Below are 13,604 nucleotides of genomic sequence, written 5' to 3'. Positions count from 1 at the left end.
GTGACCAACGTCCTCAGGCAGTTCGTTCGCCTGCTCAAGCTCTGCATTGCCGGCAAGGGTGGCAAGACGAGCCTCGTCTGCCTCACCGCGGTCATCGCGCTGCAACTGGCCGGCATCTATTTCACCATCAGGCTGGTGAGCTGGACCTCGGAATTCTACGGTGCGCTGGAAAAGGTCGACGCCAAGGCGGCGGTCTGGCAGATCTGGATCTTTGCCGGCATCGTCGCAGCCAATTCGGTGCGCTCACTGACGGCAGATTACCTGCAGAAAATGTTGCATATCAGGTGGCGCAAGTCGCTGACCGAGGCAGCCCTCGGCTCGTGGTTCGCCGACCGCGCCTATTGGCGACTGACCCAGGGCGACTGCCCGCGCGACGTCGACAATCCCGACCAGCGCATCGCCGACGATTGCGGCCTGTTCGTCAAGGGTATCCTCGACGAAGGCATCGAGCTGATCACCAAGATCGTCGGTATCTTCTCCTTTCTCGCGCTGCTGTGGGGGTTGTCGACCTTCGCGCTCAACTTCTCGCTGTTCGGTTTCGACGTCTCGATCCCGCGTTACATGGTCTGGGCGGCGTTCATTTATGTCGCACTGTCGAGCGGGCTGACGCATCTGCTCGGCCGGCCGCTGAAATCGCTGTTCTACACGCAGCAGAAGCGCGAAGGCGATTTCCGCTTCGCCATGGCGCGCATCCGCCAGTCGGCCGACGAGATCGCGTTGATGGGTGGCGAGAACGTCGAGCGCACCGGGCTCGACCGCCGCTTCGACGGCATCGCACAGAACTGGCGCAAGATGGCGGGCCGCGAATTCCTGCTCGGCTGCTTCACCTTTCCCTATTCGCACACGGTGCTGCGCATCCCGCTGTTCGTTGCCCTGCCCGGCTTTCTCGCCGGCAGCATTGCGCTTGGCGGCCTGATGCAGATCGCCATGGCGTTTTCCAACGTCGTCACCACGCTGTCCTGGTTCATCTTCTCCTACAAGCCGCTGTCGAACCTCGTCGCCGCGTCTTCCCGTCTCGATGGCTTCCTCGCCGCGACCGAGGCGGTGCGCGGCCGTGCTTCGGGCATCGTCCAAGAGGCGTCGTCCGGCGGACTGCATGTGCACAAGCTCACGCTGCGGACACCGGAGGGGCGCGAGCTGCTGCCGCTACCGCGCCTCGATATCGGCGCCGGCGAAGCAGTGTGGCTGCGCGGGCAGTCGGGGCTAGGCAAGACCACTCTGCTCAAGGCGATGGCCGGCGGCTGGGACCATGGCGACGGTCGCATCGAGATGCCCTCGGCCAGCAAGCTGTTCCTGTCGCAGAAGGCCTATTTCCCGCAAGGCGACGTCTTCGAAGCGGTCGCCTACCCCGCGCCAGCCGAGGCCTTCACGCGACAGGAATTGCGACAGGCTATCGAAGCCGTCGGCTTCGGCGACAGCGACATGCTGCGGCTCGAAGATGCCTGGGAAGGCCATCCGCTGGTGTTGTCTGGCCTCTCTGGTGGCGAACTGCAGCGCTTGGCGCTGGCTCGCGCGCTTGTGCTGAAGCCGGACTGGCTGTTCCTCGACGAAGCCACCAGCGCGCTCGACGAGACGGCCGAGGCCGAACTGTTTTCCGTGCTCAAGAAAGAGTTGCCGGCCACGACATTCGTTATCGTCGCGCACCGCAGCCCGAAGGCGCTGGGGACCATTCGCGTCATCGATCTCGATCCGAAAGCCGAAGCGGCGAACGAAAATCCAGCACTGCAATTCGCATAGGAAATGCCCATGACCGCCCGCACGCCCCACAAACGCGAACGCCTCGACGTCGCCCCCACCGCCCTGCTGGCGCGGCTGCCGGCCATCGGCCGGGTGATGATCAATTCGGAACGCCTTGGCGCCACTCACGAGCGCATCGGCCCGGTCGAGAAAGTTCGCATCGAGGATGGCTGGCTGGTCTGCGAAGGGGCCGAGCACAACTCCCGCATCGAGCTGGCGGCGGTCGTCACAATCATCGTCGATCGCACGTCGGTGATGCGCGAAAAATCCTATCCGCGCATCGAACTGCGCGGCGCCGACGGTGAGAGCATCGCCAATGTCACCGGCTTCGAGGGCCTCGAACCGTTCGACGCCGTGCTTGCGGCCTTCCCGCAAGGCACCGAGCTTGCCGCCGAAGAGCGGACCGGCAGCCTGGACGAGCGCAAGGAACTGGACGCCGACGATGCCGGGCTCGAACCCTTCGCCGCGGCCGAGCGCAACGGCGGCCGCGTCAGGATCGAGTTCAGCCGTCCGTCCTTCTGGCAGGCCTGGGAAGGCGACATGCCGGTGGTCAAGCCTGTCATGGGCTACGTCAACGTCATGCGGCCGGACTTCCATCTTCATCTCAAGGGCGGATCGGTCGGCGGCTGGCGCCGCGAGGACAACGCAGGCGAGGCGCGCTTCGTCGCGCTGACCGCCGAAGGCGCCGAGACCGGGCTCACCGTTTCGGGCGCGCAGACGAGCTTCGGGTGACCGTCATGACCGAATGGAACCACCCTGTCGCGACATGGCTCGACGCCGACAGCGGAGCTTTGCTCGATCATACGGCGTTGATGCGCGAGGTCGCGCAGAGCGACGTGCTGCTGCTCGGCGAAACGCATGACCGCTTCGACATCCACCGCTGGCAGTTGCATGTCTGCACGGCGATGCGGACTTTGCGCAATGACATCGTCATCGGTTTCGAGATGTTTCCGCGCCGGTTGCAGCCGGTGCTCGACCAGTGGGTCGCCGGCAGTCTTGAGCGGGACGAATTTCTGAAGGCTGCCGAATGGGGCAAGGTCTGGGGGTTCCCGGCCGAGCTCTACCTTCCGATCTTCCATTTCTGCCGCGAGTTTGGCGTGCCGATGCTGGCGCTCAATTGCTACCGCGAACTGGTGACGCGGGTCGGCAAGGAAGGCTGGGACGCCGTTCCTGTCGACGAGCGTGACGGTCTCACGCCCTCGGCAAACGCGACGCCGGCCTATCGGCAATATCTGTTCGATACCACCGGCGGCGGCTCGCCGGCGCGCAAGGTGAAAGCGCCCGAGGCGCCGGAGTTCGACCGTTTCGTCCGGGCGCAGCAGACCTGGGATCGGGCGTTTGCCTGCAACATCGCCAAAGCGCGGACGGCCGACAGCTCGCCGCTGGTGATCGGCATCATCGGCCGCGGACATCTCGAATTTGGCCATGGCACGCCGTTCCAGCTGAAAGATCTCGGCGTCGACAAGGTGACGACGCTGCTGCCCAACGACACGGCGCAGGTCGACCAGGGGAAGGTCGGGGGAATTGCCCGGGCGCTGTTCCGGCTGCTGCCTCAAGCCGACGCCAGGCCAGCCGCCTGACGCGGGCAGAAGCTGCTTTTGGCAAAAGCTCTCCAGAAAAGAAAAAAGCGGGCATAGGCCCGCTTCCCTCTGGCTCCTGAAACTTGCATGCCGCCGGTACATTCGTGGTCGGCCAGCTGTCAATCAGGGCAAATGCAGCATTCCGCGGCAAAACCCACCATCGTATCTCGATGAGCGTTTCGCTCCCGGCGGAGTGCCGATGAGCCTTCATATGGGGAGGGATGTTCTACAAAACAATAGGCTAGCTGACAGCAAGGCCGGCATTCTTGATCGTACATCGACCGACTGGCATCCTGCCCCGCGCATCGGCCCGAAAATCGGAGTCGTTTTTCGGAAAGCACGACGCCCAGGTGCGTACACATGGGCTGACGCTCCAGGCAGGATTGGCAGTCAGGTGATGCGCTTGCTACTTTGCGGCGCGCGCCACGCGCTTCTTCTTGGCTTCTACGGGTTTCAGGGCCTCGGCAGCGCGGTCAGCCTCGTCCTTGGCCAAGCGCAATTCCCGCAACTTTGCCGTCTTGATGGCCCGAGCCTTTGCTTCTGACTGATAATCAGCCATGGCGCTGTTGCGCTCTGCTGCCTTCTTCTGTGCCTCGATCGAACGGGACTGCGCTTTTTCCAGAAAATTTTCCATGGCTACATCCAATATCTGAAATCCTCTTCGTGCGCGGAAAATAAAAATTCCACTGCACCTTAAATAGGGTTTCTCGACCTGGAATTCAAATTCCCAGCCTATTTGCACTGAATCATAATTTTAATCCGCCCCCTGGCGCCTGTTATTTTTGAATACTCTCGTGCATAGCGAATAATTTCTGGCACTCCTGTCATTCGAGTGCCAAAGGGCGTATATAGGACATGCGGTCCCCTATGCGCCGGCTGCAGAAAGAACATTCATGAAATTCCGACCACTTCACGACCGCGTCGTCATTCGGCGCGCCGAAGGCGATATCAAATCCAAGGGCGGCATCATCATCCCCGACAATGCCAAGGAAAAGCCCCAGCAGGGCGAAGTCCTTGCCGTTGGCCCGGGCACCCGCGACGAAAGCGGCAATCTGATCCCGCTCGACGTCAAGGCCGGCGACACAGTGCTGTTCGGCAAATGGTCGGGCACGGAGGTCAAGATCGACGGCGCGGATCTCCTGATCATCAAGGAGGCCGACATCATGGGCATCGTCGACACGAGCGAAGCCGCCAAGAAAGCCGCCTGATCCGGCTTTGCGACCTCAAGAACGAACTGGACGAAAATCATGCCTGCCAAGGAAATCAAATTCTCGACCGATGCCCGCGACCGCATGTTGCGTGGCGTCGAGCTGCTCAACAACGCCGTCAAGGTGACGCTCGGCCCTAAAGGCCGCAACGTCATCATCGACCGCGCTTATGGCGCGCCGCGCATCACCAAGGACGGCGTCACCGTCGCCAAGGAGATTGAGCTATCCGACAAGTTCGAGAACATGGGCGCGCAGATGGTGCGGGAAGTGGCCTCGAAGACCAACGACCTCGCCGGTGATGGCACAACGACGGCAACCGTGCTGGCTGCATCCATCCTCCGCGAAGGCGCCAAGCTGGTGGCCGCCGGCATGAACCCGATGGACCTCAAGCGCGGCATCGATCTTGCCGTGGCTGCCGTGGTCAAGGACATCCATGCGCGCGCCAAGAAGGTCAAGTCTTCGGACGAGATCGCCCAGGTCGGCACCATCGCCGCCAATGGCGATACCTCTGTCGGCGCTATGATCGCCAAGGCCATGGACAAGGTCGGCAATGAGGGCGTCATCACCGTAGAGGAAGCAAAGACCGCCGAGACAGAACTCGACGTCGTCGAAGGCATGCAGTTCGACCGCGGTTACCTCAGCCCCTACTTCGTCACCAATGCCGACAAGATGCGTGCCGAACTGGAAGACCCCTACATCCTCATCCACGAGAAGAAACTCGGCAATCTGCAGGCCCTGCTGCCAATCCTCGAAGCGGTGGTGCAGAGCGGCAGGCCGCTGCTCATCATCTCCGAAGACGTCGAAGGCGAGGCCTTGGCCACGCTCGTCGTCAACAAGCTGCGTGGCGGCCTGAAGGTCGCCGCCGTCAAGGCACCTGGCTTCGGCGATCGCCGCAAGTCGATGCTGGAAGACATTGCTGTCCTGACCGCCGGCCAGATGATCTCGGAGGATCTCGGCATCAAGCTCGAGAACGTCACCATCGAGATGCTCGGCCGGGCCAAGCGCGTGCTCATCGACAAGGACACGACAACCATCATCGACGGCTCCGGCGGCAAGGACGGTATTGCAGCCCGGATCGCACAGCTGAAGATGCAGATCGAGGAAAGCACCTCCGACTACGACAAGGAGAAGCTGCAGGAACGCCTGGCGAAGCTCGCTGGTGGGGTCGCCGTCATCCGCGTCGGCGGAGCGACCGAAACCGAGGTCAAGGAAAAGAAGGATCGCATCGATGATGCGCTGAACGCCACGCGTGCTGCCGTCGAAGAAGGCATCGTCGCCGGTGGCGGCGTGGCCCTGCTGCGGGCCAAGGCAGCGCTTGAGACGCTCACCGGAGCGAACGCCGACGTCACCGCCGGCATTTCGATCGTGCTGAAGGCGCTCGAGGCGCCGATCCGGCAGATCGCCGACAACGCCGGCGTCGAAGGCTCCGTCGTCGTCGGCAAGCTGATGGAAAGCAAGGATGCCAATCTGGGCTTCAATGCGCAGACAGAAGCCTATGTCGACATGATCAAGGCCGGCATCGTCGATCCCGCCAAGGTCGTTCGCACGGCCCTGCAGGATGCCGGCTCGGTCGCCGCCCTGCTGATCACCGCCGAAGCCATGATCGCCGACAGTCCGGCGAAGGAAGCCTCCAACGGCGGCAGCCCAGCCGGCATGGGTTACTAAGCGACACCTGAACCATCTGGCCGCGACACGGCTGGATGGTGACTTCCCACCATCAACAAGGAACGTTTCCATGGCTATGCAGAGCAACCAGAAGCAGTCCCTCGCCGCACGTTGGGAAAGCTACCAGCCGTCCAAATCAACGCTTGTCTGGACATGCGTCGGCACCGCCGTCGCCACGATGATCGTCGGCTTCAGCTGGGGCGGCTGGGTCACCGGCGGCACTTCGCAGACACTTGCACAGACGGCCGGCGACGTGGCGCGCGGTCAGCTCGCCTCGACCATCTGCGTCGAGCGGTTCAATGCGGCACCCGACGCAGCGGCAAAGCTGGTCGAACTGAAGGCCAAGTCGGTCGGTTATGACAGGCAGAAGTTTGTCGAGACCGGCGGCTGGGCCACCATGCCGGGCGAAACCTCTCCCGACCGCCGCGCCTCCATCGGCTGCGCCACCGCGCTCGCAGCCTGATATCTGGCGTATCTTCCTACGTCCGCGCCGGAGACACCGGCGCGGACAGTTCGCGCACTGCCAGTTGTCAAACTCAGCCTGATTTTCTTCCCGAAAGACTAGTGCCGCCGCCGCCAGGACATGTCCCGGCGGGTTCCTCGGCTTCAGCAGAATAGGATTTCGCCCATGATCAAGTTTTCAAGCAAGACCGGCACGCCGCCGAAGCTCGCAGATGCCGAAGAAAACCGGTTTGATTTCATCCGCAAGACGGCAGCCGCGCAACACAAGAAGTCTGACGATGACACCAGGCGGCGCGAACGGCAAACTGCGGAAGACGACCAAACGGAATGAATAGCGGGGCAGTTAGCCCGCTTGGTGGCGGGCAAATTTGACGTCGCCCGCCGAAGCCACGATCGTCACCTCGTCGCCCAGCGACCATTCCGCTGCCCGCGCGGCGAGATGCGCAGGAACGCCCTCAGAGCCGCCAGGGCCAGGCGGCACGTCGTAGGTGGCATGGCCGTCATGCGGCAGGATCACGCCATAGCCGAGCGCCATCGCTGTTCGCGCCGTCGCCGCAAGGCACATCTCCGACAGCATGCCACAGAAGGCGATGGTCTCGATGCCGGAGACCGACAGCAGGTCGTTCAAGCTGGTGCCATCGAAGGCATCGTCGAGTTCCTTGCGCACGACGTGCTCGCCGGGCCGGGGTGTGAAATGCAGTTGCCAGCCAGGCGTGTGTGGCTCGTCGACGGCGCCTGCCGGACCGTCGTTCTGGATGAAGATGACGGCCACGCCCGACGCCCGCGCATTCTCGAGCAACGTCGCCACCGCAGACAGAAGCCGCTTATGTCCCGGCACCGCGTCCGTGCCCGACACGAAAGCGCTCTGGACGTCGACAACGATCAGCGCTTGGGCGGTGGGAGCTTCGTCTACGTCAGTTTCTGGAATTGCCTGCACCGATCCCTCATGCGATGTCATCGAGCGCCTTGCGCTGGCGGTGCATTTCGAGGAACACCCGGTAATCACGGTCGAAACGTTGCTTCGCCCAGGGGGTGGGCCGGCGCGCGCGGCCTTCCTGGCGCATCGCCGTACAAGCCCCGGTGAGACTTGGATAGAGCCCGGCCGCGGCAGCTGCCGCCATCGCCGTTCCCAGCAGCACTGCATCCCCGCCCAGCGGCTCGACGACGGTGCAGCCGGTGGCGTCGGCATAGAGTTCCATCAGCAGCGGATTGCGGGTGTGGCCGCCGGTGACGTGCAGCGTGTCGATGCCGTAGCCATTGGCATTGAGCGCGTCGAGCACATGGCGCAGGCCGAGCGCGATGGCGACCGCGGTACGCCAGTAGAGCCGACACAAGCTGTCGAAGGATGAATCGAGCGTCAGCCCGCTGATCACGCCAAGGGCGTGCGGATCGGCCAGCGGCGAGCGGTTGCCGTGGAAGTCGGGCTGCACATGAAGGCGACCGGCGAGGTCGAGGCCCTCGATGGCACGCAGGTCCATGATGCGCTCGGTGATGCGCCGGTGCAGCGCTGCGTCGGGTTCGCCGCCAGCGCCGTGCCAGCGAATGACGTGGTCGAGCAGCGCACCCGTCGCCGACTGGCCGCCTTCGCTCAGCCACAGGCCGGGCAAGGCGGCGCCGAAATACGGCCCCCAGACACCGGCAAAGGCGCGCGGCTCGGGCGACATCGCCATGACACAACTCGAGGTGCCGGCAATCAGCGCGAGATGGCGCTCGATACCGGACAGGCCGCCGATGACGCCTATGGCGCCGGCAAAGGCGTCGATCATGCCCGCACCGACGCGGCAGGCCGTGGTCAGGCCGAGCGCCGCGGCGGCGATAGGCGTGAGCGGACCGAGGTCGGCGCCGACCGGGCTGGCGCGCTCGGGCAGAGCGGCATGCTCGAAGATGTCGGCGAGGCCGACCGCCGCAAAGAAATCGTGACGCCAGGCCTCACGTTCGTGGGCCAGATAGGTCCATTTGGCGGTCAGCGTGCATTGCGAGCGGGCGAACGAGCCTGAGGCCTTGTGGCTGAGAAAATCGGCAAGGTCGAAAAGCTGCCCGGTTCGCGCCCAGCTCTGCGGCAAGTGACGCTTGACCCACATCAGCTTGGGCGTCGCCATCTCCGGCGACATCACCCCACCGGCATAACCGAGCACGTCATGGCGGGTCTCGGTGCATTCGTCGGCCTCGGCCAGTGCGCGATGATCGAGCCAGACGATGGTGTCCCAACGCTGCTCGCCATTGCTCGAAATACCAACCTGCTCGCCCGCCCTGCCCCGGAACACCGTCGAGCATGTCGCATCGAAGCTGATACCGACAATTTCAGCCGGGTCGACGCTGGCAGCCTTGCGGGCTCCGTGCACAGCGTCGCAGACAGCCGACCAGATCTGCTCGGAGTCATGCTCGCAATGGCCCGATGGCGAGCGGTTCATGACGATGGGATGTTCAGCGCGCCCGAGCAGCTTGCCTGCGGCATCGAAGATGCCGGCGCGCGCGCTGCCGGTACCGACATCGACCGCACATAGATAGGCCGCCATCAGAACGACGACGCCCCGAACGGCGCGACCGCGCGACAGCCAGAGCCTTCCGGCGGCGAGTTCAGATGAGGCAAGGACGTGGAGATCAACACCATGACGCGCAGTCTATATGCGCGCCATGGCCAATTCCAGCGGTCAGCGACGCCCCGGATTTGGTTCAGAGGCGATCGCCGAGATAGCGCGTCAATGTCTCCTGCGTGCCCAACTGCCAGAGCATGTCGAGGCTGTCGCCAAAGGCAGCCGCGAAGGCTGCGGATTTGCCGACATCGCCATAGATGTCCTCCATCGCAAGCCAGGTCGCAGGCGCATTCTTCGCCGCCTGCGCTGTTCGTTGCAGGCGGTCCCAACTCGGGTCATTGGGTTCGATGATGGCACCGGAATCGGTCACCCCGAAGCAATAGCGGCACCAGAGTGCCGATTCGAGCGCCAGCCCCGATATGCCAGCGCCCGCCTTCAGGCGATCCGATATGGTCGGGATGATGAATTTCGGCTGCCGGTTGGAACCGTCGAGACAGAGGCGGCGGACGGTGTCGCCGATCTTGGGATTGGAAAACCGGCGCTCGATGAGCTGGCAATACTCCTCCAGCACCACGCCGGGTACCGGCGGCACCGTGGGCATGATCTCCTCGCGCTCCAGCTTGGCCAGGAAGGCGCGCACCAGCGGATTTTCCATCGCCTCGTGGACGAAATGAATGTCCATCAACCCGGCGGGATAGGCGATCGTGGCGTGGCCGCCATTGAGGATGCGGATCTTCATCAGCTCGAACGGAGCGACGTCATGGACGAACTGGACGCCGACCTTTTCCAGCGCCGGACGGCCGTCAGTGAAATGGTCTTCCATCACCCATTGCTTGAACGGCTCGCAGAACACCGGCCAGCTGTCCTCGACGCCGAAGTCGCTGGCGAGAATGCCGCGCTCGCGATCGGTGGTGGCGGGCGTGATGCGGTCGACCATCGAGTTCGGAAAAGCGACGTTATCGCGGATCCAGTCGGCGAAGGTTTCGTCCGCGAGCCGCGCCAGGCCGATCACCGCATCGGCCGTGACCCGGCCATTGTGGGGAATGTTGTCGCAGGACATCACGGTGAATGGCACGACCCCGTCCTGGCGACGACGCCGGAGGCCGGCGAGGATGATGCCGAAGACGGTCCGGGGCGCCGCGACGTTCTGCGCGTCGGCGACGATATCGGGATGGGTCGGGTTGAAGATGCCCGACGCCGGATCGATGAAATAGCCGCCCTCGGTGATGGTCAGCGAGACGATGCGGATCGCCGGGTCGGCGAGACGTTCGATGACGGCCGCAGCATCGCCGGGGGTCAGGAAATCGACCATGACCGAGGTGACGCGGGCGCTCATATGGCCGCTGTCCTGCTCGACGACTGATGTCAGCCAGTCCTGCCCGGCGAGCTTCGCTTGTCCGGCCTTCTCGCCCTCGAACACGCCCGCGCCGACGATCGCCCAGTCATGTCCGAGGCCGGTGTTGAACAGCTCGTCGAGATAGATCGCCTGGTGCGAGCGATGGAAGTTGCCGACGCCGAAATGGACGATACCGGCCTTCAGCGAGGCGCGGTCGTAAGTCGGGCGCGCGACCTTGGCAGGCAAATCCGGCAGTGTGGCGAGGGAGAGCTTCACGGTCATGGTTCGACGCTTTCCTGTTTAGGCGCCGACTTTCGCGACACCTTCTCCCCTTGCGGGAAAAGGTGGATCGGCGCGCAGTGCCGAGACGGATGAGGGTTGCTGGACGGAGCGTCACACTGGAACACCCCATCCGACCTCGCCCCACTCGGCCACCGTCTCCCCAAGGGAGAAGGACATTTCAACTCATCCAGTTGCCGCCATCGACGTTGTAGGTCTGGGCGACGACATATTGGCTCTCGGCTCCGGCGAGGAAGATCGCCATGCCGACGAGGTCTTCGGCGGTGCCCATGCGGCCAAAGGGAACGGCCTCGCCGACGAGGCGCTTCTTCTCGCCGCGGGGCCGGTTCTCGTAACGGGCGAACAGCTCGTCGACATGCTCCCAATGCTCGCCGTCGACCACGCCGGGGGCGATGGCATTGACGTTGATGCCATGCTTGATCAGGTCGAGCCCGGCCGACTGGGTCAGGCTGATGACAGCCGCCTTGGTGGCGCAATAGACGGCGACGAGCGCTTCGCCACGACGCCCGGCCTGGCTCGCCATGTTGATGATCTTGCCGCCCTTACCCCGTGCGATCATCGAGCGGGCGGCGGCCTGCAAGGTGAACAAGGTGCCGGCGACGTTGACCGAAAACAGCCGGTCGTAACTCGCCCTGGAAATCTCGACGATCGGGCCGAGATCGAACAGCGCGGCGTTGTTGACCAGTATGTCGAGCCCGCCGGTCTTCTGCTCGACGACCTTGATCGCCGCCTCGATCGAGCTCTGGTTGGTGACGTCAAGGCTGACGGCATAGGCCGACGGGCCGACTTCGGCTGCCGTCTTCATCGCCGCGTCGAGATTGATGTCGCCAATGGCGACCCTAGCCCCCTCGCGGATGTACGCCTCGGCAAACACCCTGCCTATACCGCGCGCGGCCCCTGTGATGAGCGCCGACTTGCCCTCGAGACGACCGCTCACATGGCCCTCCCGTCGGCGCCGAAACGGTGGATCTTGTTCGGGCTCGGTGTCAGGTAGACAGTTTCGCCATGGCGCACGCCAAGCTCGCCATCGGCCCGTACCGTGAGCGTGCCGACGTCGCCTGCCTGGACATGCAGGAACGTGTCGGAGCCGAGATGTTCGGCGACGCCGACTGTCGCCTTCCACTCGCCTGATGTGGTCGAGATGCCCAGATGCTCGGGTCGCACGCCGATCGTCGTCGCGCCATGCTTGGCGGCGGCGGTGCCGTTGATCAGGTTCATCTTGGGCGAACCGATGAAGCCGGCGACGAACAGGTTCTTCGGCGTCTTGTAGAGTTCCATCGGCGAGCCGACCTGCTCGATGTTGCCGGCGTTCAGCACCACGATCTTGTCGGCCATGGTCATGGCCTCGACCTGGTCGTGGGTGACGTAGATCATCGTCGTCTTGAGCTGGTGGTGCAGCTCGCTGATCTCCAGCCGCATCGTGCCGCGCAACGCGGCGTCAAGATTGGACAGAGGCTCGTCGAACAGGAAGGCCGAGGGTTGGCGCACGATGGCGCGGCCGATGGCGACGCGCTGGCGCTGGCCGCCCGAGAGCTGGCCGGGACGGCGCTCGAGATAGTTGGTCAGGTTCAGCACACGCGCCGCGTCCTTGACCTTCTTGTCGATGACGGCTGCGTCCTCGCCCGCCATTTTCAGCGGGAAGGCGATGTTCTTGTAGACGGTCATATGCGGATAGAGCGCGTAGGACTGGAACACCATCGCCAGCCGGCGCTTGGCCGGCGCCTCGCCGGTAACATCGCGCCCATCGATGCTGATGCTGCCGCCTGACGTGTCCTCCAATCCTGCGATCAGCCGGAGCAAGGTCGACTTGCCGCAGCCCGATGGCCCGACGAAAACGACGAATTCGCCGTCTTCGATCTGGAGATCGATCTCCGGGATGATTGTCGTTGCGCCGAATGACTTCGACACTTTCTTGAGGGTGATGTTTCCCATGGTTTCCTCCCGCGGGGTCGACTACTTCACGGCGCCGAATGTCAGGCCGCGGACGAGCTGGCGCTGGGAGAACCAGCCCATGATCAGGATCGGTGCGATGGCGAGCGTCGATGCCGCCGACAGTTTCGCCCAGAAAAGCCCCTGTGGACTGGAGAACGAAGCGATGAAGGCGGTCAGCGGTGCTGCGTTGGTGGTTGTCAGGCGGATCGTCCAGAAGGCCTCGTTCCACGCCAGGATGATGTTGAGCAGCATGGTCGAGGCGATGCCGGGCACCGCCATCGGCGTCAGCACATGGACGATTTCGCCCCATAGGGTGGCGCCGTCCATGCGTGCGGCTTCAAGAATCTCGCCGGGGATTTCGCGGAAGTAGGTGTAGAGCATCCACACCACGATCGGCAGGTTGATCAGCATGAGCATGACCGTCAGCCCGATGCGGGTGTCGAGCAGGTTGGCGTCGCGGAAGATCAGGTAGATCGGCACCAGCACGGCGACAGCCGGCATCATCTTGGTGGAGAGCATCCACATCAGGATGTCCTTGGTCCGCTTGGTCGGCGAAAACGCCATCGACCAGGCGGCCGGAATGGCGATCAGCAACGCCAGGATCGTCGAGCCGACAGCGATGACCACCGAGTTCAGGAAGAACTTGAAATAGTTGCTCTGCGCCTGAACCTCGGCGTAGCTCTCCAGCGTGCCCGAAGGCACCAGGCTGAAGCCGGCGATCGCCTCGGTCTCCGACTTGAAGCTGGTGATGATGGTGTAGAGGATCGGGAAGAAGATCAGCAGGGCAACCACCCAGGCTGCAACGGTGAAGCCGATCTTGCGACGTGTCGAAACTGCGCGTGCCATCGTC

Annotated in this window: 14 protein-coding genes; 7 read left to right on the top strand and 7 right to left on the bottom strand. The window is 63.7% G+C overall.

Features of this window, described 5'->3' with window-relative positions:
* The 3 genes from HNQ95_RS04715 to HNQ95_RS04705 are packed head-to-tail and all read left to right on the top strand — an operon-like array spanning nt 1 to nt 3,317.
* Nucleotides 1-1,737, top strand: coding sequence for an ABC transporter ATP-binding protein/permease (locus tag HNQ95_RS04715; RefSeq protein WP_154384595.1), 1,737 nt, complete (start codon nt 1-3; stop codon nt 1,735-1,737).
* A gap of 9 nt (nt 1,738-1,746) precedes the next feature.
* Nucleotides 1,747-2,469: a hypothetical protein gene (locus HNQ95_RS04710; RefSeq protein WP_182573574.1), complete on the top strand. Its 723-nt coding sequence runs from the start codon at nt 1,747-1,749 to the stop codon at nt 2,467-2,469.
* Between the two features lie 5 nt (nt 2,470-2,474).
* On the top strand, nt 2,475-3,317 hold the full coding sequence (locus tag HNQ95_RS04705; RefSeq protein WP_154384593.1) for a ChaN family lipoprotein: 843 nt from the start codon (nt 2,475-2,477) through the stop codon (nt 3,315-3,317).
* A 406-nt stretch (nt 3,318-3,723) separates the two neighbouring features.
* On the opposite strand, the gene HNQ95_RS04700 is transcribed toward HNQ95_RS04705, so the two are convergent.
* Entirely contained in the window at nt 3,724-3,951 is a 228-nt protein-coding gene (locus HNQ95_RS04700; protein WP_067954773.1) for a hypothetical protein, read from the bottom strand.
* A 259-nt stretch (nt 3,952-4,210) separates the two neighbouring features.
* Here HNQ95_RS04700 and HNQ95_RS04695 point away from each other — a divergent pair, with 259 nt between their 5' ends.
* The 4 genes from HNQ95_RS04695 to HNQ95_RS04680 all read left to right on the top strand — a co-directional run bounded on the left by HNQ95_RS04695 (nt 4,211) and on the right by HNQ95_RS04680 (nt 6,983).
* Nucleotides 4,211-4,525 (top strand): co-chaperone GroES, encoded by a 315-nt coding sequence (locus tag HNQ95_RS04695; protein WP_154384592.1) that lies wholly within the window; start codon nt 4,211-4,213, stop codon nt 4,523-4,525.
* A gap of 39 nt (nt 4,526-4,564) precedes the next feature.
* Entirely contained in the window at nt 4,565-6,190 is a 1,626-nt protein-coding gene (gene groL, locus HNQ95_RS04690; RefSeq protein WP_154384591.1) for a chaperonin GroEL, read from the top strand.
* Nucleotides 6,191-6,260: 70 nt separating this feature from the next.
* Entirely contained in the window at nt 6,261-6,653 is a 393-nt protein-coding gene (locus HNQ95_RS04685) for a hypothetical protein (protein WP_115729565.1), read from the top strand.
* Nucleotides 6,654-6,818: 165 nt separating this feature from the next.
* Nucleotides 6,819-6,983: a hypothetical protein gene (locus tag HNQ95_RS04680; protein WP_182573575.1), complete on the top strand. Its 165-nt coding sequence runs from the start codon at nt 6,819-6,821 to the stop codon at nt 6,981-6,983.
* A 12-nt stretch (nt 6,984-6,995) separates the two neighbouring features.
* On the opposite strand, the gene HNQ95_RS04675 is transcribed toward HNQ95_RS04680, so the two are convergent.
* The 6 genes from HNQ95_RS04675 to HNQ95_RS04650 all read right to left on the bottom strand — a co-directional run bounded on the left by HNQ95_RS04675 (nt 6,996) and on the right by HNQ95_RS04650 (nt 13,600).
* A complete protein-coding gene (locus HNQ95_RS04675; RefSeq protein WP_182573576.1) occupies nt 6,996-7,610 on the bottom strand; it encodes an isochorismatase family protein in 615 nt (204 codons plus the stop codon).
* Complete coding sequence (locus HNQ95_RS04670) at nt 7,597-9,168, bottom strand: FGGY-family carbohydrate kinase (protein ID WP_210283713.1); 1,572 nt, start codon at nt 9,166-9,168, stop codon at nt 7,597-7,599. Before HNQ95_RS04670 ends, HNQ95_RS04675 begins: the two co-directional genes overlap by 14 nt.
* A 157-nt stretch (nt 9,169-9,325) precedes the next feature.
* A complete protein-coding gene (locus tag HNQ95_RS04665; RefSeq protein WP_182573577.1) occupies nt 9,326-10,804 on the bottom strand; it encodes a mannitol dehydrogenase family protein in 1,479 nt (492 codons plus the stop codon).
* Between the two features lie 178 nt (nt 10,805-10,982).
* A complete protein-coding gene (locus HNQ95_RS04660) occupies nt 10,983-11,759 on the bottom strand; it encodes an L-iditol 2-dehydrogenase (protein WP_182573578.1) in 777 nt (258 codons plus the stop codon).
* Nucleotides 11,756-12,754: an ABC transporter ATP-binding protein gene (locus tag HNQ95_RS04655; RefSeq protein ID WP_154384587.1), complete on the bottom strand. Its 999-nt coding sequence runs from the start codon at nt 12,752-12,754 to the stop codon at nt 11,756-11,758. The genes HNQ95_RS04660 and HNQ95_RS04655 overlap by 4 nt, the downstream gene beginning before the upstream one ends.
* Nucleotides 12,755-12,775: 21 nt before the next feature.
* Complete coding sequence (locus tag HNQ95_RS04650) at nt 12,776-13,600, bottom strand: carbohydrate ABC transporter permease (protein WP_154384586.1); 825 nt, start codon at nt 13,598-13,600, stop codon at nt 12,776-12,778.
* Nucleotides 13,601-13,604 lie beyond the last annotated feature (4 nt).

The sequence above is a fragment of the Aminobacter ciceronei genome (assembly GCF_014138625.1).
Taxonomy (GTDB): domain Bacteria; phylum Pseudomonadota; class Alphaproteobacteria; order Rhizobiales; family Rhizobiaceae; genus Aminobacter; species Aminobacter ciceronei.
This window is presented reverse-complemented; position numbering and strand designations above follow the sequence as displayed.